The 19,996-nt window shown below is 64.4% G+C and carries 10 protein-coding genes and 1 pseudogene; 1 reads left to right on the top strand and 10 read right to left on the bottom strand.

Features of this window, described 5'->3' with window-relative positions:
• Nucleotides 1–63: 63 nt before the first annotated feature.
• Complete coding sequence (locus SHTP_RS24300) at nt 64–399, bottom strand: thioesterase II family protein (RefSeq protein WP_231991559.1); 336 nt, start codon at nt 397–399, stop codon at nt 64–66.
• Between the two features lie 122 nt (nt 400–521).
• Here SHTP_RS24300 and SHTP_RS24295 point away from each other — a divergent pair, with 122 nt between their 5' ends.
• Nucleotides 522–1,724, top strand: coding sequence for an ISAs1-like element IS2404/ISMul1 family transposase (locus SHTP_RS24295; RefSeq protein ID WP_420873049.1), 1,203 nt, complete (start codon nt 522–524; stop codon nt 1,722–1,724).
• Here SHTP_RS24295 and SHTP_RS24290 read toward each other — a convergent pair whose 3' ends face one another.
• From SHTP_RS24290 to SHTP_RS24265, 9 genes and pseudogenes are all read right to left on the bottom strand, one after another.
• Entirely contained in the window at nt 1,725–2,165 is a 441-nt protein-coding gene (locus tag SHTP_RS24290) for a thioesterase II family protein (protein WP_231507263.1), read from the bottom strand.
• A gap of 5 nt (nt 2,166–2,170) precedes the next feature.
• Nucleotides 2,171–6,436 carry an amino acid adenylation domain-containing protein gene (locus SHTP_RS30225; RefSeq protein ID WP_338101593.1) on the bottom strand — a complete coding sequence of 1,422 codons (4,266 nt, stop codon included), beginning with the start codon at nt 6,434–6,436 and terminating at the stop codon, nt 2,171–2,173.
• A complete protein-coding gene (locus SHTP_RS30220) occupies nt 6,402–7,136 on the bottom strand; it encodes a condensation domain-containing protein (protein ID WP_338101592.1) in 735 nt (244 codons plus the stop codon). Before SHTP_RS30220 ends, SHTP_RS30225 begins: the two co-directional genes overlap by 35 nt.
• A 17-nt stretch (nt 7,137–7,153) precedes the next feature.
• A complete protein-coding gene (locus tag SHTP_RS30215; RefSeq protein WP_338101617.1) occupies nt 7,154–7,810 on the bottom strand; it encodes a condensation domain-containing protein in 657 nt (218 codons plus the stop codon).
• Between the two features lie 45 nt (nt 7,811–7,855).
• Complete coding sequence (locus SHTP_RS30210; RefSeq protein WP_338101591.1) at nt 7,856–11,740, bottom strand: acyl-CoA dehydrogenase family protein; 3,885 nt, start codon at nt 11,738–11,740, stop codon at nt 7,856–7,858.
• A gap of 729 nt (nt 11,741–12,469) precedes the next feature.
• A complete protein-coding gene (locus SHTP_RS24280) occupies nt 12,470–14,239 on the bottom strand; it encodes a PE-PPE domain-containing protein (protein ID WP_096372029.1) in 1,770 nt (589 codons plus the stop codon).
• Nucleotides 14,240–14,646: 407 nt separating this feature from the next.
• Nucleotides 14,647–16,299 (bottom strand): PE family protein, encoded by a 1,653-nt coding sequence (locus SHTP_RS24275; protein WP_096372028.1) that lies wholly within the window; start codon nt 16,297–16,299, stop codon nt 14,647–14,649.
• Between the two features lie 169 nt (nt 16,300–16,468).
• Nucleotides 16,469–18,217 (bottom strand): PE family protein, encoded by a 1,749-nt coding sequence (locus SHTP_RS24270; RefSeq protein WP_096372027.1) that lies wholly within the window; start codon nt 18,215–18,217, stop codon nt 16,469–16,471.
• 99 nt (nt 18,218–18,316) lie between these two features.
• Nucleotides 18,317–19,968, bottom strand: a pseudogene (locus SHTP_RS24265) (PE family protein).
• Nucleotides 19,969–19,996 lie beyond the last annotated feature (28 nt).

Here is a 19,996-nt window from a genome sequence, read left to right as displayed (position 1 = left end):
GACCTGGGATACGCGTATCCCTTTCGCGGCAATCGCAGTCTGGATGCTTACCGGCCCGGCCGGTCAGCGCGAAAATCCGAGCACGCGTCGAAAGTCCTCGGCGAGCCAGGACAACAGGGCGGCTGCGGTACGGACAAAAAAATGACCACCGGGCATGGCCACCACCTCGAATGTCGCGCTGGTCATTTCGCCCCATCGGGTCAGCTCGGATTGGTCGAAGGTGACGTCGCCAACCCCGCCCAGTGCTGTTATCGGGCACGATAACGGCGGTGCCGGGCGGTACAGATATTCCTCGCAGGCGGTCAGATCGGCTCTCGCGATCGGCAGCATGAGATCCATCAACTCAGCGTTGTGCAAGAGTTCGCTGGGGGTACCTCCCAGGGCTCCGGCGTTGTTGATTAGCAGGCTTGTGAGCTGGGTTGATGATCTTTGGTGCCGCGCTATTGGGGCCGGAGTGTAGGCACGGGCTATCTGGAGAACGATCGAGTTGGTTACTGTTCGTCGTTGGTCTGGAGTTGCCCGTGCCTACCGTTTCAGTATTGCCTGTGTCGTCGGTTCCAGAGGTGTTCGACCGCTGGAGTCCTGGTGAGCGCAGCGAGCTCATCGGATCGGAGTTTCTCGATGTGTTGGCCTCGGTGCCAGACCCGAGGGACCCACGCGGTCGGAGGTATTCGCTGATGGCTTTGTTGGCGATCGCGGTTCTGACCACTGCCGCGGGGATGCGCGGCTATGCTGGTTTTGCCACATGGGCGGCCACCGCTCCCGATGATGTGTTGGCCCAATTAGGGGTCCGGTTCCGGCGGCCCAGTGAGAAGACCTTCCGCGCTGTTTTGTCTCGGCTAGACCCCGCCGACCTCAACGCCAGGATGGGCAGTTACTTCACTGCACACGTGGCCAGCAGCGACCCCAGCGGATTGGTGCCGATCGCGTTGGACGGCAAGATGCGGCGTGGTGCTTTACGCGCCAAAGCGACAGCCAAGCATCTCGTGTCGGTGTTCGCCCACCGTGCCCGATTGGTACTCGGTCAACTCGCTGTCGCCGAGAAAAGCAATGAAATTCCCTGCGTACGTGCCCTGCTCACGCTGCTGCCGGGTAGCTTGCGGTGGCTGGTCACCGTGGATGCGATGCATACCCAGGTCGTCACCGCGAAGTTGATCTGCGCCACCTTGAAGTCGCACTACCTGATGATCGTCAAGTCCAACCAAGCCAAAATACTTGCGCGTATCACCGCGCTGCCCTGGGCCGAGGTGCCCGCAGCCGCTACCGACGACTCCCGCGGCCACGGCCGTGTCGAGACCCGCACCCTGCAAATCATCACCGCTGCACGAGGAATCGGCTTCCCCTACGCAAAACAAATCATCCGGATCACTCGTGAACGCTTGATCACCGCCACCGACCAGCGCAGCGTGAAGGTGGTCTATGCCATCTGCAGCCTGCCGTTCGAGCACGCCCGCCCTACCGCGATCATGACCTGGATGCGTCAACACTGGGGAATCGAGAACAGCCTGCACTGGATACGCGACGTCACCTTCGACGAAGACCGTCAAAGGGCACATACCGGAAACGGCGCACAGGTCCTAGCAACGCTACGCAACACCGCGATCAATCTGCACCGCCTCAACGGCGCCGACAACATCGCCGAAGCCTGCCGGATCACCGCTTTGACCGCCAACCGCCGCCTAGACCTCCTCAATCCACAATTCCCCAGCCCACAAGCCTGCTAATCAACAACGCCGGAGCCCTGGGGTACCTCCGAAGCTGTTGAGGCGGCTGAGCAGCGCACTGTCGGACAAGGCCGAAAGATATTGCCCACGATTAGGGGGCCAAAAAACGACCGGGGGGCGGCTGGCCGCTGCATAAAGCTTCACCGGCAGCGGCGCGCGTTGCTGCCTCAGTTCTCGGGCCAGCTCAAAAGTCACCAGGGCGCCCATGCTGTGCCCGAACAATGCGTACGGTCCGTCAAGATCAGCCGCGAGCTCTCGAGCAAACACACAGGCGATCTCGCCGATGGCGGTCAGTGGCGGCTGGCCGAACCGCCGCCCGTGACCCGGGTACTCGAGCGGCACCACCCGAACCCAGGACGGCAACCGGTCAGACCACTCACCATAGAGCGACGCACTGCCAATCGCGTGCGGGACACAGTAGACCCGGAGCGCCGGCGGCATCACGCTCAGCCGCTGCGCCGGGCGGTCGCACCATTCGGGGGTGCACCATGCGGTCGTGCCAGCCAATAGCTGAGTCGCTCGACGGTGGCTCCATTGAGAAGTTCTCGCAGCGGCGGCTCGCAACCGAACGCCACCGCTATGCGCTCACTGACCACCAACGCCTGAATCGAGTCGCCGCCACTGTCCTGCAAACTGTCGTGGGCACCCACCGGCCTACCCAGGACGTCCTCCCAGATTCGCCCTAGATGTGCGCGGGCCGCGGCTTGCGCGTTGGCGGCCTGGCGTAGCGCGACCCGACGACTGGCGTGCGGGTAGTGCAGTCGTGTTTCGCTGGCGAAATCAGGCAGCGGCGCCGATCTCCCGTCCGCGAGCGCGGCGATGGCTTCCTCGTAGGCCTCGAGGATCATGTGGACGTAATCGGCGACAAGCAATCGAGGATCGAACTCCACCCCTATTCCGAGCGCCCCCGCTTCGCGACTGAAGACGATGACGAACGACAGACTGGTGTGTTCAATTATCTTGCGGCGCAGCACCGTGGCTTGTTCGGTTACGGAGTTTTCGGCCTTCGCGGGATCCAAATCCACGTAGTTGAACGCCGTATCGAAGAGCCTTCCGATGCCGTTGTCGCGTTGAATCGTTCGTAGCGGCACCCGGCGGTGGGGCAGGCCATCGTGCTCCGCGGCGAACACGCCGTCGAGGAGCGCCGCGTAGCTCGCAGCGTTCAATCTGATCCGCAGCGGGACGGTATTGAGGAACATGCCCAGCACACTCTCGGCGTCCTCGGTCTCGGGGCGGCCGTTGACCACCAGTCCGGTCACCACATCATCGCTAGCCGCCATCCGGCCCATGACCACCAGGTGCGCCGCAAGAAGGGTGCTCTTGATTGATACTCGCCGCTGTCGTGCCAGATCGCGCAGGCGCCCCTCAGCCTCGCTTGGCAACTCGTGGAATATCACCTCGAGGCGGCTGGTCCCTGAGCGGGTGGCCGGGAAAAGACACGGGATCAGCCCCTGCAACTGGTGTCGCCAGAACGCCCGCGACGGGCTGCCCTCTGCCTCGCTCTCGAGCATGATGAAGTCACGGAAGTGCGTTTGCAGACGCTCGCGGGTCGGCGGCTGCCCGGCGGTCCGGAAAGAGTCGTAGCTGCAGAGCAAGTCGCGCTGCAACTCCACCACGCTCCACCCGTCGAGCAAGGCGTGGTGGAAACTCAGGCTCATGTCGAACCGGTCCTCGCCACGCACATGGACTATCAACTCCAGCGGCGTGCGAGTGCGCCACTCTATCGGGCGACGGGCCTCAGTTTCCATCCACTCCGACAGCGACGCCTCCTGTTCGGCCTCGGTCAGACCGGACAGATCGAAGACCTTCAGCGGCGTCGACACGGACTCGTGCACCAGCTGCAGCGGTACCGAATAAGCCGACAAATCAAACGTTGTGCGCAGGATCGGATGGCGCAGGGTCATCTCGAAGAGCGCCGACCGAAACGCGTTCTCATCCCACGGCGACTGCACCAGGTAGCTGACCACGTCGTGGTACACACTCGGCCCGTCGACGCGGCTGTGGAAGAGCATGCCGGCCTGCAGCGCCGACAGCGGATAGGCGTCGCTTACATCGGCGGGCAAGGCACCTTCCGAGCCCTCCGGGACCAGCAGCCGCTTGGCCTTGCGTTCTATCCTCGCCGGTTGCTGCGGTGTCTCGGTTGGTACCAGCCCCGTGGCGAGTTCCGCGGGCGTCTGGTGCCGGAAGACATCCTGGACTGACAGCTGCAGACCGAGGGCCTTGGCCTTGGCCGATACCCGCACGGCCATCATCGAGTCGCCGCCGATGTCGAAGAAGTTGTCGTCGGCGGCGACCGAGGACAGCTCCAAGACCTCGGCGAACACACCGCAGATCCGGTCGAGCACCGGCCCCACGTCATCCGTCGACTTCTTGATGAGCTTGATGGTCGCGTCCCGCGCTATCCGGATCGTGTCGTTGAGATCAATTCGTACCGTGAGCTCTTCGACGGTGTCACCTGCCGCCGGCGCACTCGGACCAGTCCGGGCCTGCGGTTCTCTGGGCGCTGGAAGGGTCGCTCGATCGATCTTTCCGTTGACCGTCAGCGGCAAGGATTCCAAGGTGACGAAGGACGACGGGAGCATGTAGTCGGGGAGACGCGAAGTGAGGGCTCGGCGGGTCTGGGCAACCGGCAGTTCCTCGCCCCCACGCGTGACAACGTAGGCCACCAGGCGGGGTTCGCCGCCCTCGGTCCGGACCATCGCGTAGCAAGCCATTACCTGTTCGAGTCCGAGGACCGCCGTCTCGACCTCGCCGAGTTCGATGCGGAAACCGCGCAATTGGACTTGGTGGTCCAAGCGGCCGAAATACTCGATCTCCCCGTTGGATAGCCGTCGACCGCTATCCCCGGACCGATAGAGTCGCTCGCCCGCGCGGAACGGGTGCTCGATGAAACGTTGCGCGGTCAGTTCGGGCATCCCAAGATAGCCATTCGCCAGGCCTGGCCCGCCCACGCAGATCTCACCTGGCACGCCGTAGGGGACCAGGTTGCCCACCGAATCGGTTAGCAGACACTCCAAGTCAGGTATCGGGCGACCGATGATGGAGCTGTGCGCACCGAAGATGTCGGCGCGCATCAGCCGGCGGAATGTGACATGCACCGTGGTCTCGGTGATGCCGTACATGTTGATCAACTCAGGATGCTCATCACCGTGGGCCTTGACCCACGGGATGAGGTCCGCGAACGTCAACATCTCCCCGCCGAAGATCACATACCGCAGGAAAAGTCTGCTCGCGGCACCTTCAATGTCGGCGTCGGCGTCTCGGACCAGACGAAACGCTGACGGAGTCTGACTGAGCACGGTGATCCGCTCGTTGGACAGCAGCTCGCGGAATTCCGCGGGATTGCGGGTCACCAGGTAGGGCACGACCACCACACACGCACCATGCAGCAGCGCCCCCCAGAGCTCCCACACGGAGAAGTCGAACGCCACCGAGTGGAACATCGTCCACCGGTCGTCGCTGTTGAACTCGAAGAGTTCGTCGGTCGCGCTGAATAGCCGCACGACGTTGTGATGGGTCACCGCAACGCCCTTGGGCCGACCGGTCGAACCCGAGGTGTAGATCACGTAGGCGGTGTCGTCGGCGGACACCTCGACGTGCCGTGCTGGGGCGGGGGTTGCACTGATGACGTCGACCTCGATCGTTGGCGCGCCATGTGCAGACACCACGTGCCGCAGGGCTGACTCGGTGACGATCATCGACGGACCACAATCGCTCAAGACGAGCTCGACGCGTGCGGCTGGCCAGCTCGGGTCGATGGGCACGTATGCAGCGCCGGTCTTCAGGATGGCCAGGATCGCGACCGGTAGGCGGTCGGTTCGCTCCAGCAGCAGTGCCACCTTGTCGCCGTGTGCGACCCCGCTATCGATCAGCAGGGCGGCCAGGGCATTGGACTCGGCGTCAAGAACCGCATAGCTCAGGTCACGGCCGGCAAACCGCACGGCCGTTGCGTCCGGGTGTGCTGCGGCCTGCACCTCGAATCCGCGGTGCAGCGTCGGGTAGGCCGGAGCAATGTCGCGGCGTGCGTCGAGGACTTCCAACTCGTCGATCTCGTCATCGGTCAACATCGAGAAGCCGGCGAGCGCGATCCGCGGTTGAGCCAGCGCGGACTTCAACAGGGTGACCAGGTGGCCGGCCATCCGCTCGATGGTGTCGGTGTTCCACAGCGCGACGCTGAAATCGAAGACCAGGTGGAGGCCGCCCGCAGCGTCGGGCTCCACGCTCAGCCCCAACTTGAACAAGGCGCGGCCGGGATCGTGTGGCACGGCGGTTACTCGTACACCGTCGATCACCGGGCCCGACGAGCCCGATATTTCCGGTACGAAGGACACCTCGATCAGCTGTGCGGACTTGGCCAGTTGCGGGCCGAACCGCTCCAGTAGGTCATCGAAAGACACATCGCCGTGGGCGCGCGCCTCGCCCAGACGCGCGGCCGTGCGGGCGGCGTGTGTCGCCAGCGTCAAGCCCTCGGCGAAGTCGGCGCGAATCGGCGACAGGTCGGCAAAGTATCCGATGGTCGTCGACGGCACCGAAGGCGGCCGGTTCGGGGTTGGCACGCCGACGACCACCGTGTCCTGGCTGGTGTAGCGGTGCAGCAGGTATTGCCACATCGCCAAGATGATCGTCGAGCGATCCACGTCCAGGCGGCCGGCAACCTCATCGAGCTCAATCCGGACGTCATTCTCCAACTGCAGACTGACGCCGGGCGCCACGGAACGAGGGACTAGTGGTCTGCGGCCGGTCGGTGGGTAGTTCCAGGCGCGCGGGCATGCCCGTCAGGGTGCGGTCCCAATACGCCAGGCTCTGCTTGTTATGCGGCCCAGCCGATCTCGCAACCTGCGCCCGAGCCAGCTCACTCATCGTGATGTCCCGGCCAGGGCCTGACGCGCCATGACGCGGGTTGGCGTAGATCGCCGAGAGCTCGGCGAACAATTGGGCTTCGGCCCAGAAATCCGCGACGATGTGGTGGTAATTCATCCCCAGGATCAGCCGGTCGTCGTCGATTTGAATGATCATCGCCCGAAACGGCGGATCGACCGCGATATTGATCGGGCGGCGCGCATCGGCGTCGATCAAGTCCTGCGCCAGCTGTTCGCGGATGGCTGCGTCGCGGTCACGCAGGTCGTGCATCTGCACCCGGCCCGGCGACCCGATGATTTGCACGACACCCTGGTCACGCTCGGGAAATATGGTGGCCAGCGAGGGATGCCGCCGGGCCAGAAGTTCGAGCGCCTTGCGCAGCCGCACCGCGTCGATATCGCCGAGCAGGTTGAAGTACCGCTGCGAGCACAACTCCTTGCCGCCACCGCTCATTCGGTCGAGCAGCCAGATCCGGCGCTGCGCCTGTGTCAGCGGCGCCGGTTCTTGGCTCCGGTCCGTGGCCGGCCGGACACGCTTGGCGTGCTCCTCCACCGTGCACTCCGAGTTCGTTACCAGCTCCCGGAGGGCGGCGGTGAACTCGGCGGCAGCCGCTGCGCGGTACGTGCCCGGAACAGATCGGCGTCGTACTCGAGGAAGCCGCTGAGGGTGGCGCTCTCGTCAACAAACGACGCCAACAGGTCAAACTTTGCTGATCCTGGGTCGACGGGCAGGTTATGCACGTGCGCGCCCTCAACTTCGAGAGGCGTGACATCACCGTCGTAGAGCGTGACGGCGGCCTGGAAGACGGGATTGCGGCTGCCGACGCGTTCGGGTTTGACCGCGTTGACGACTTCCGGGAAGGACAAGGCGGCGTGGTCGACCACCGTACGAATCTCGTCGCGGGTACGCACCACGAGCTCTTCGAACGTGGGATCGTCCCCCAACTGGCAGCGCAACGCGACCATGTTGGCGAAATTGCCGATCGTGCGCTCGACGCTGGGGTGGTTGCGCCCGGCGGTCACTGCCCCGACAACCATGTCGCGCTGCCTGCCGTAGGAAGCGATCCACACCATGAACGCGGCCACGAGCACGCTGTAGGGAGTCGCGCTGTGCTGGCGGGCCAGGGCGCGAACGGCTTGGCGGTCGGCCTCGGTCAGGGCGATCCGGACGCGGCCGCCCCGGAAACTGCCGAGCGCGGGGCGGGGGAAGTCGCGCGGGAGTTCGATCTCCGGTGGTGCGCCGTCGAGGTGGTCGCGCCAAAAATCCTCGAGTTAGCCGCGTCGCTCGGTACTGAGTAGCCGGCCGGCCCACTCCACGTAGTCAACGGGCTGGACGTCCAGGCTCGGTAGCCGCTCGCCGTCATCCAGCGCCGCGTAGGCCTTGCTCATCTCGGCGGGCAGCAGGCCCGCGGCCGACCAGCCGTCCGCAACGATGTGGTGTAGTACCCAGGCCAGGTAGTGGTCGTCGTCGGCGAGAGTGACCAAAAGTACCCGCACCGGGGAGTCTCGGAAGAGGTCGAACGGGCGCGCGGCCAACTTGGCGATGCGCTCTTGACCGGCCGCCTCCCGCTGATCGGCGGGTAGGTCGGTGAGGTCGACATGCTCCAACTGGACGGGCCCCGGTGGCAGGATGACCTGCACCGGTTGGCCCTCGCGCGCCGGGAAAACCGTTCGCAGCGCCTCGTGGCAAGCGACCACCTCGGCGAACGCCGCCCGTAGCCGTTTGGCGTCCACCGGGCCTCGGATACGAACGGCTTCGGGAATGTTGTATGCCGCCATGGTCGGCACGAGCTGCTGCAGGTACCACAGATTCGCCTGCACGGGCGACAGCGGCAGCGGTTTGGTGCGGTCGATCGGCACGGGTCCGGTGATCGCGGCGTCATCGATGGGCTCGGCCTGGCCGCGTTTCTCCTCGATGAGCGCGGCCAGGGCGGTGAGGCTACCGGCGCGCACGAAGTTCCGCATCTGAAGCGTGACACCCATGCGTTCCCGAAGCCGCATGATGACGCGCAGAGCCGCGAGAGAATGCCCGCCGATGTTGAAGAAGTTGGCGTCGGCATTGGTTACCGGGGTGCCGAGAATCTCCTCCCACACACGCGCGAGCGGGATCAAGTCCTCTGGCAGCGGCCCGGCGCCGGGCCCGGCATCGTCGAGCGATGCGGACGGCAGTGCGGCTAGATCCACCTTTCCCGAGGGGGTACGCGGCAGCGAATCGAGCAGCACGAGCGCGGCCGGCACCATTGTGGTGGGCAACTTGTCGCGGACATGATCGAGCACGGATTCCGGGTCCAGGATCTTGTTGGGTGTGCCCGCGACGACGTACCCGATCAGGGCTTTCTGCCCGGGGGCGCGTTCACGTACGTCGACCACCGCATGTTGGACGCCCGGGTGCCCGCAGAGCGCCCGTTCGATCTCGCCTGGCTCGATCCGCACTCCGTGGACCTTCAACTGGCGGTCGAGGCGCCCCAGGAATTCCACGGTTCCGTCCGCGCGCTGGCGCACTCGGTCACCGGTGCGGTACACCCGCAGGCCCTGCTCGGGCGCGCGTACGTCGCGACGAAAACGTTGAGTTGTGAGGGCCGGCGCACCCAAGTAGCCCAGCGCAACCCCGGCGCCGCCGATCCATAATTCGCCCGGCTGTCCCTCGACGGCCAGGTCGCCTTCGGTGTCGACGATGTAGAGCCGCGCATTGGCGATCGGTCGACCGATCGGTGCCCAGGATGCCTGATCGGTTATGTCGGCGCGCCAGTACAGGGCGTCGATCGCCGTCTCGGTCGGACCGTACAGGTTCACCAGCTGGGCATGGGGGAGGATCTCGGCAAATCGGCGTGCGGTGGCCAGCGATAGCGGCTCGCCACCGCAGAAGACGTACCGAAGGCTCTGGCACTCGCTGAGTCTGGGCTCGTCGAGAAGGACGTCCAACTGCGAGGGGACGATCTGTAGCACGGTGATTTCAAACTGCAGAACATGTTCGACGATGGTCGACGGGTTCCACTCCCGCCGAGCTGCATCCATGAACACCAACCGGGCCCCCGCGACGAGCGGTCCGAACAGTTCCCACAAGAAGATGTCAAAACCGGGGGAAGCGCTCTGCAGAATCGCGTCGTCGGGGCCGAGGTCGAACTCGTCGCGCCGCCAAAGCAGCTGATTTGCGAAGGCACGGTGCGCACCCATCACCGCCTTGGGCCGGCCGGTGGAGCCGGAGGTGAAATTGATGTATGTCGGCGCATCTGGGTCGGTACTCATCGGTGGCACCGCCACCTCGCCGATGTTGTCGACCTCGATCAATTCCGGTGCGTCGGAGGGAAGAATTTCGCGGGTCTCGGCGTCGATGATCACGCACCGGGCGGCGGCATCCGCGAGCATGCCGGCCACCCGGCTGATCGGGTGGGCGGGATTCAATATGAGCAGGACGGCGGCGGCTCGTTGAACGGCCAGAGCCGCCACCGCAACATGAACACTGTTGCTGAGAAACACGCCGACGACGTCGCCGCTGAGCACGCCGAGTTCGGCGAGTCGCCCGGCGAGTGCGTCGGCGTGCTCGCCGAGTTGGGCGTAGGTGATCGACAGGCCCGTGCTTTCGAGCGCGACGGCATCTGGCGTGCGGTCAATCTGGCCATAGACCAGCCCATGCACGGTGTGGTGCCACCCCGGTCGATCCGGGCCGACTATGGGTTCGCCGCGCTGGCCCAGGTCGACCACCGGCGCCAGCTGGTGGTCGACCACCGCCGCCCGCGAGGTCAGATTCTCATCGAGCGTGCCGACCGCCTCGGCGTAGGTGGGCAAGACTTGCTCGAATGCCTCCTCGAGCCTTGCCGAGGCTCCCGCGCGCGCCCGTTCGCTGTGCCAGGCGTCGGCGATGAACGCCATCGCGGCAGAGCCCGGCTCGGCAACCGCCTCGAGAACGGCCCAGACGCACAGCCAGCCAAGATGATAGAAGGCATTGACCGACTCGTCGACGACAAGCTCGTCCACGGCCTCGCGCAGCCTGCTGATCAGGTCCGCGTTGGCGGTGCGCTCGTCAATCCAGTGATAGATGGTGTCGGAGCGGGCTGCCAGTCGTGCCCCCAACTCGGTCAGCAAGGCCTCCGACGGGCCCTCGCCAATGCGCAGGAAGCGCGCGTCGCGAAGCAGACGTGCCACCTGATGGTTCTCGACGTATCCCCGCCAGCCCAGCATTTGGACGGCGTCGTCGGCGGCGCGATAGGCAAATTTCGATGACGCCACTTTGAGTGCCAGCGAAACATCCTGGGGCACCGCGGGATTAGCGGCGATATCGGCCAGCACCGCCTCGATTGCGGTGATCTCCGACGTAATCCGGCCGATTCGGCGCACTACCACCGGGTCGGCGATGAGTCGGCCGGTGGCAACCTCACGGCGGGATGCGAAGCGATACATGACTTGCGCGCAACGCTTCATCACGCCCGCGGAGATTGCGCCGGTGCAGATCCGCCCGATCAAGAATCCTTCGCCGACGACATCGAGCCCCCCGCCGATCTCGCCGAGAATCTGCCAGGGTTCGATCCGGACGCCATCGAAGCGGATGCCACACACTGGCACCGACCGCAGTCCGATGGTGTCCTCGCGGGGCGCGATGGTCACCCCGGGGCTGTCTGCCGCAACCGCCACCGCGGTCAGCGCTGTGCCCTCGTCGACGGTGAACGGGACAACGGTGACCAACAGGCCGGCCCAACCGGCCGCGGTGATGCACGATTTCGTAGCATCGAGAACCCAGCCGTCAGCATCGCGAGTCGCCTTGCTCGCCAACATCCGTGGATTCGAACTCGACACCTCCGGCTCGGTGATGGCCAGTGCTGCAAGAGTCTTGCCGGCGAGCAGTTGATCCAGGTAGCGCCGCCGCAGCTCCTCGTGTCCGTGCCGAAGGACGGCTTGCAGAGCGGCGTGATGCACGGTCAAGACGGCGGCATGGCCCACGTCGGTGCCGGCGGTCCGTTCCACATCCGGCAGCAGGGCCTTGAGATCCACCCGGTCGCCGGGTTCCGTCGATGACACGTGCCCGAAGTGCGCGACGCTGTCAGTGAACTCGGCAAGCTGCGGGTCCAGCGGTGCGGTCGGTCCGACCTGATGACCGTCCACGCGACCCGTTTCGGGATTTTCACCGTCGTCGGAGACGGACGTCTCCGCTCTCACCGTCATGCAAGAACCCTCGGGTAGATCGTGGAGCCCCCAATCCGCACACGCCGCAAGGCGTGCTGGACTTGCATGACGGCGGGAGCCTTTCGATGTGGCACTCGCGAGAATAGTAGGTAGCGCCCGAATATGGGCGTAGATGATGAATATTGAGGAATGTCAATTGATATGTAGCATGTCGTCGTCACAATCCACCCGGTGGTTGCCGACCGCGGCCACACCGCCGCCGTCGACGCCGACCGGATGAATTCAGCCCACTGTCACGAGCCGCATCGCTTTCGTCCATACCCGCAGGTATCCGTTGGCCGGCGGGATTCGGCGTGCTGACGCAGGTAGGCCGTCGCTTTATGCTCCCGCGCGGGTGGGTGTTGGTGCGCTGTAGCGAAATGGAAAGCGGCACGGCGTGATTCGCGCATTCTCGGCACTGATGAATTCGGGGGGTCACCAACGCCGCATTGAACCCGTCCGGCGCGTCGGTGATCTCCTTGCCCGCGCCGGACACGTTCTTCGGCATCAAGGCCGTGGCGGCCTGCCGCGGGAGTCAGTTGTGAGCAACTCGGCGGAGCAGGCGCTCGCGTTGGCCCGCGGGGTGATCCGCGCCCGCGCGAGGATAGCGGGCACCGCTCGAATAAATGCCTTGCGGTCAAATTTTTGTTCGGGCATACCATTTCCGCCTGGCCCACGGCAACACAAACCGGACACAAACGGCAGACCCCACAATGGGCAGAGAATCGCTTAGAACGCGCCGACGATGTCGCTGACCACCTCCTGGGCGGTGTCGGCCAGGACGATGACCTCGAAGCCGCCGGCGAGCGCCGCCACGGCCACATCCGCGGCGATCGGATAGACGATGGCGTTGATCAGGCCGACGGGGTCACCGTTGACGAACTGCTGGATTCCGTCCAGGAACAGGTTGACGTTGTAAGACGGAACAGTGGTCAACACGGTGTTGATGATGTCGGCGGTCGGAAGCAACGCGGCATAGGTGTCGGCGGACACATTCGTGATGGCGTTGGCGATATTCGTGTTGGCCGCCTGGAGGGCGTCGATGAATCCGTTGATCGAGGCATTCGTGACGGTCGGCACGGCCGGCAAGGTCGACGGCACCGACGAACCGCCGGTCTGCGAAAAGTCCGGCAGCGAAAGGCTGGGCAGTGTCGCCGGAATTGCGCTGATGTCGTTGACGAAGGCGGTCACACCCTGTTGGGTGGCGTTGACCATGGCACCGGCGAAGTCCACCGGGTCGATCGGGGGAAGCAGGCCAAACGGTGTGGTTACGTCGGCATACCCGGTCGAGTAACCGTAATTGGGATCGCCATAACCGAGGTTGACCAGATAGGTGAGATTGGGCTCGACCAGATCCGCCAGCGGATTGCCGATCACCGGGATTGCCCGCAGCGGCTCCAGGATTGGCAGGCCCGGGTAGGTGATCATGTAGTAGTTCTCGAGGCCGTTGTTGCCTGGGGAGACCGGCAACTGCACCAGGTTGTAGCCCGCAGGAAGGTTGTTTGGATCCAGATCCGGGTAGTCGCCGTGGACGAATTGGATGCCGGCGAATGCGTTGAGGTCGGCCAACAAATTGAGTGGGTACTGCGGGAAATCGGCGTATCCGTCGTACAGCAGTGTGTACTGATTCAGCTCGTAGCCGGTGTTCGACGGTGTCCCTCCGTAGAAGTCCAGACCCAGCGCGGGCAGCGACAACCCGGGGAAGCGCGACAGCAGGCCGCCGTTGGGGGCCATCGGATTACCCAGCAGGGTGAAAGCGAGATTGTCGGTGTTCGGGCTGCCGAGTGCTTGCAGATTGCGCATCTCCAGCGAAGAGACGACGGCGCTTTGCGAGTAGCCCAAGACGTTGACGTTGTTGCCCAAGGTGATCAGGCCCTGGGGCCCGAACAGCGCGTTGTCCAGTATTTGAACACCGTTGGCCACCGACGTGTTCAGCGGCAGATCCTTGATGGCGGTGAGCGGATACAGCCCCTCAGGTATGTTCAGCGGCAGCAATTGGGTGGGCATGCCGGGGATGTAGGGGGCGACGTCCTGCAGGTAATCCGGCGGCGGAATCGGCGTGCCGCTGCCGCCCATGATCAACGCGACGAATGGGTCGGCCAGTGCCGCGGGCGCCACCGCCGCACCTCCCGCCGCGACCGTCGAGGCCGCACCTCCGCCGAGCAGTGACTGGATGGGTGTCCTCAGCGCGTTCAGTGCACCAGAGATCGTTGCCGTATTGACCGCTTCGGCCCCCGCGTATGCGGTGCCGGCGGCGGCCAATGTCCGGACGAATTTCTCATGAAATGCGGTCACGTGGCCGATGACGGACTGGTATTCCAGGGCGTACCCGCCGAACAGCTTCGCGGCGGCCGTGGACACCTCGTCGGCGGCGGCGGCAACCAAACTCGTCGTCGGCCCGGCCGCGGCGGCATTGGCCTGTGTCAGCGCCCAACGGATACCTTCCACATCTGCGGCCGCGGAGGTCAACAGCTGCGGCTGCGCCATCATGTACGTCATTGACTGGTTCCCTTCAGATGCAGGGCGTTTCGCTCTGGTCCCGCGCCGGTCGTCGCGCAGCTCGTCATGTTGTCGGGGTAAATCTGTCCGGTCGACCGCATCGTGTGTTTCCCTGTGAGTGTTGCTGCGCGTTGTGCGTCAGATGTGTTGGGCCGGCCCGAACTGGGGTGCCGATGGGCTGCGGCTTGTCGAGTAGCTACCTGGCGGTTGTCCTACCCGGCGAGCGGACCTCTTTTCCGGTCGCGCCGCGACTCGCACCTCGGCCGAAGCGGCCAGGGACAGATTATGGCGCTACCGGGGCCCGCGTCCGGGTTTTGCGTTAACCGGGACGTCATACCTGTGAGATGGGGCGGAAACAATGGCCGGCGAAGTCATGGAGGTGCGTGCCGGTGGGCCGGTGGCCGGCCTCAGGGGATGAGGGAGCCGATGTCATGCACAGTCGTCTGCGCTGCCGCGGCGATGGTGAGGAATTCGACCGCCCCGCCGATCGTGAGCAACCCCACCGTGGCTGCGATCGGGTACCCGAACGCATCGATGAGGTTGCCTTGCAGGAGTTGGTCGAAGAAAAGTTGGGTGCTGTACAGGGGCAACGTGGTGACAACGACAAGCCCGATGTCGGCGGTGGGTAGCAGCACCGCGTAGTCGTTTGCGACCACCGCGGTCAAAGTATTCACCACCTGTGCCGGTGACGGCAGCTCTGACAACTTGCCCAGGATGTCGGCCGGGGTTGGCGGCACGATGTCGGGGGTCGGAATCGGTTGTCCGAACATGGCTTGCAGGTCGGCGGTGAAATCTTGGATCCCTTCCTGGGTTCCCGCGGCCAGGGCGTCCACGATGGTGCCCGGGCTGACGTCGGGGAACAAGCCGAACGGCGTGCGCACATCGGCGTAGCTGGTCGAGTAGCCGTAGTTCGGGTCGCCGTAGCCCAGATTGACGATGACCTTCAAGTCCGGCTGGATCAGGTTTGCCAGCGGGTTGCCGATCACCGGAATCGCTCGAAGCGGTTCTAGCAGCGGCAGATTCTCCGTCGGGATCACGTAATAGCTGGTGACGCCCGAGTAGCCCGGCGACGTCGGCAATTCGATCGCGCTGTCGACCTGTGCCGCGGTGAGGTCCAGAGATTTGACGTGTACGAAGGGGATGCCCATCACCGCATTGAGGTCGGCGATGAAATTCAGTGGATAGCGTGAGAAGTCGGCGAATCCGTCGTATTCGAGGGTGTAAATCACGGTTGGGTAAATCGTATCGGAAGGTGTGGCGCCATAGAACGTCAAACCGAGGCTCGGCAGGGATAGATCCGGGAAGCGGGCCAGCATTCCGCCGTTCGGGTTCATCTCGTTGCCGACGAGCACAAAGTTGAGTTGGGATGCGGTCGGTGCGCTTGGCCCCAGGGCGGCGAGTTTTTGCATCTCCAGCGATGCGATTATCGCGCTTTGCGAATAGCCGAACACGGTGACGCTGTTTCCGGGGATGGTGAGCTGCGCCATGATCGCGTTGTCGAGAATGGTCAGGCCCTCCTCCACCGAGGCGTTGAGGGTCAAGCTCTTCACGCCGGTGAGTGGATAAAGCTCTTCCGGTGTATACAGCGGGCGCAAAATATCGGATGAGCGGACGAAAAGATTGTTGGCGGCTTGCACATACGATTCGTCGGGAATCGGAACTCCGGTGGGCCCCAAGAACAATGAGGTGAGGTTTGCCGTGAATGGCGGAATTGTGCTCGCGCTCGATACGGCCGGCGCGGCGCTGGGTATTCCCAGCGCGTCGCGCAGGGCGGCGAGGCTGGCGGCCTCGGTCTGCGCGTAGGCGACCCCCGCGGCGGCCAATGTCTGGGCGAATTCGCTGCGAAACGCCTCGACCTGTGCGAGGACGGCCTGGCACTCCCGGCCATAAACGCTGAACAGGTTGGCGATAGCCCCCGATACCTCGTCGCCGGCGGCCGCCAGCAGACTCGAGGTCGGGCCGGCCGCGGCCGTGCCGGCGGTGCTGATCGCCGATCCAATCCCGTCGATCTCGGTGGCGACCGAGGCCAGCAATTCCGGCTCAGCGAGCAGATACGACATTGGTCTCGTCCTTCCCGACGACCCAAGCTTTCTGGCCTGTTGCTGCCTTGCGAATTGCCGGCAATTCGCAATGGCGGCGGGGCGGTTTCAGTAGCCTAGCGGGAGCGAGAACCCCGGCGTCGCATTTTCGGGAGGAGTCTCGCCCCCGGGCTTTACCGCTGGTAGGCGGCTAGAAGTCGGTGACAATGGCGCCCAAGAGCACCAGGGCTTCAAGGGCGCCCGCCAGTCCGAGCAACGCCGCGTCGGCCGCGATCGGATACCCGATGGCGTTGATCAGTCCGATGGGATCGCCATCGACCGCCTGCTCGATCCCATCCAGAAATAGATTGACGTTGTAGGACGGAACCGTGGTGAGGCCGGCATTGATGATGTCAGCGGTAGGCAGCAGCTTCGCGTAGCTGGTTGCCAGGACGTCGGTGAAAGCGTTGGTGACAGTTGTGTTTGCCGTCTGCAGGGCGTTGATGAAGCCGTCGATTGACGTCGGTGCCACCAAGCTGGCCGGCGGTGGCAACGCGATCGACGCCAGCGGATTGGGGATGTCCAGGAACAGGCGCGGGGTGGGTGGTGATGGCTGCGGTGCGACCAAATCGTGTGCGGCACTGTGGAATCCCTGCCGAGTACCGATGACCAGCTGTTGGGCGACCACCTTCGGGTCGACCTCCGGGAACAGGCCGAACGGTGTCTCGATGTTGGCCGGCGCGGTCGAGTAGCCGTACCGGGGATCTCCGTAGCCGAGATTGACGATCGTCGTCAGATCCGGTTGCAGTAGATCTGCCAACGGATTTCCGACTACCGGGATGAACCGCAGCGGTTCCAACAGTGGCAGTCGCTCGGTATGGATCAGGTAATACGAGGTGTTACCGGTGTAATCGGCAGACGTGTCCAATTTGATCAGGTCGCCGGGCGGAAGGGTCTCGGGATTGATCGTCGGGGTATCGGTGTGCACGAACGCTATGCCCGCAATGGCGTTGAGATCCGACACGATGTTGAGCGGGTAGCGCGGGAAGTCGGCGAACCCGTCGTATTCGTGGGTGTAGATCGAGGTCGGATAGATCGTGTCGGCGGGGGTGGAGCCGTAGAAGTCCACGCCCAGACTGGGCAGAGCCAGGCCGGCGAAGCGCGATAGCAGGCCGCCGTTGGGGTTCATCGGGTTGGCCAGCAGTAAGAAGCCGAGTTGGTCGGCGGTCGGAGCGGTGCCGGGCGGCATGGCCGCGAGATTTTGCATCTCCAGAGAAGCGATGATCGCGCTTTGTGAATAGCCGCCGACGACGACGCTGTTGCCTTCGGCGATCTGACCCAGGATCGCGTTGTGCAGTATCTGGACGCCCTGGCTCACCGATATGGCCAGCGGCAGACTCTTCTCGCCGGTGAGCGGGTAGAGCTGCTCGGGAGTGAACAGTGCCTGACTTGTGGTGACACCGAATTGCGGGGTGATGTAGTTGAAGAAGTCCGCCAAGTAGTCGGGCCCGGGCAACGGGTTCCCGCTGCCGCCCATGACCAACGAAACCGTGGGTCCCGTCAGTGGGGTGGTGGTGATCGAGGCGGACGGCGTGGCCGATGCCGCGGCATTGCCACCTTCCAGCAGCGAATGGGCTTGTGTCCCAAACGCTTCTAATGCGTTGGAGATTGCGGCGACCGACGAAGCCTCGGTCTGGGCATAGGCCAGCCCGGCGGCCGCCACGGTCTGCGTGAACTGCTGATGAAACGCGGCGGCGTGGGCGACGACGGCCTGGTACTGCTGGCCGTAACCGCCGAAGAGGCCGGCAATGGCCGTCGAAACTTCGTCGGCGGCAGCGGACACCAGCCTTGACGTCGGGCCGGCGGCCGCGGCGCTGGCGGCGTCGATCGTCGAACCGATGCCCTCGAGATCCGCGGCCATCGTGGTGATGGTCTCTGGTTCAACGAACACGTACGTCATGGGTTCGTTCGTCCTCCCAACAACCAGGGTTGGCAAGGGTGGCCCAGCTAGCCTAAGTCCGTCTCGCCGGTCTGTCGGACGTTTGGCGCCGAGCGGCCACTAGAGATACAGACTCTGCAGATCCTGGGCGATCTCGGCCGCGGCTTCCATCACCGCGATGAACTCGATCATGCCGCCCAGCGCGCCCAGCCCGAACGTGGCGGCCAGCGGCAGTTCGATCGCGGCCCGGAGATCACCCTGCGCCAGCTGGCTCAGGAACAGGGTGAGGTTGTAGGCGGGCAGGCTGGTGACGAATTCCAGACCGATGTCCGCGGTCGGCAGCAGAACCGAGTAGCCGGTCGAGACGACAGAGGCAAGCGTGTTGGCGATGTTGATCGGCGTGGCCGGCATCGGCGGCGGCGCGGGCGGCAGCGCCGACTGCACGTACGGCGGGAATTCCAGCGGAGCGATCTGGGGTGTGGTGCTCAAAGCGGTCGGCAGGGCGGCGCCAAAGTCGTTGATGCCCTGGTGTGTTCCGGCGACCAGCGCATCGGCGACAACCTGCAGGGAGACGTCCGGGAACAGGCCGAATGGGGTGGGAACGTTTGCCGGGCTCGTTGAGTAGCCGTAGTTCGGGTCGCCGTAGCCGAGGTTGACCAGCACCTTCAAGTCCGGCTGGACCAGGGCGGCCAGCGGCTCTCCGATCACGGGGATCGCGCGCACCGGGTCCAGTAGCGGCAGATTCTCGGTGCGGATCATGTAATAGGTGCCCGTCGTCGGACCTTCGGTCGGCAGCAGCGTGGCCGAGGCGATCTGTTCGGGAGTGAGGTCCGGGTAGGTTCGGTGCGCCGTGAGAATGCCGAACACGGCATTGACGTCGGACAGGACGTTGAGCGGGTAGCGCGGGAAGTCGGCGAAGCCGTCGTACTCGAGGGTGTAGGTCGTCGTGTAGTAGGGATTGTCCGGCGTCGCCCCGTAGAACGGCAGACCCAGGCTCGCGACATTGAGACCGGGGATACGCGCCAAGATGCCCCCGTTCGGATTCATCTCGTTGCCGGTCAGGATGAAATTGATCTGGCTGGGGTCGGGGGCATTCGGGCCCAGGGAGATGAAATGCTACATTTCCAGCGAGGCGATGACCGCGCTTTGGGAATAGCCGAAAACCGTCACATGGTTTCCGGCATTGATTTCGTTCCAGATCGAGATGTCGAGGATTTTCAGGCCCTCTTGCACCGAGGTCTGGAAGGGCAGGCTCTTGACGCCGGTGATCGGGTACAGCTGTTCGGGGGTGAACAGCGCTTTGGCGATCGCGCCGGGCGCAATGTGCTGAATGTAGAGCGTGTTGACGGCGTCGAGGTAACTGGTCGAAGGAATTGGTGTTCCGGTTCCGCCCATGGCGATCGCGACGTAGTCGTTGAACACGGCCGGCACAGTCGGCGGCGAATTCGGCGAATAAAGTCCAGCGGTCGCTTCTTCTAGCAGGGCGGCGTTGTTGATTTCTTCGGCATTGATGTAGTAATTCGCAACCGTGGCCAGCCGCTGAGCGATCTGCGCGTGAAACGCGGCCAGTTGTGTGCTGATCCCCTGATATTCGGCGCCGAACGTGCCCAACAGTTGCGCGATGGCGGTCGACACTTCGTCGGCGGCCGCCGACAGGATCGCGGTGGTGGGGCCCGCCGCAGCGGCGTGGCTTCACTCAGGGCCGAACCGATACCCGTCAGCTCAGTAGCCGCCGCCGCTATTGCCGGCGGTTGCGCAACTACGTACGACAACGCGCTGTCCCTCCTGGCAAGCGGGGCA

Source organism: Mycobacterium ulcerans subsp. shinshuense (assembly GCF_002355775.1).
Classification (GTDB): Bacteria; Actinomycetota; Actinomycetes; order Mycobacteriales; family Mycobacteriaceae; genus Mycobacterium; species Mycobacterium marinum.
Note: the sequence above shows the minus strand (reverse complement) of the source record. Positions and strands in the feature narration are given on the sequence as shown.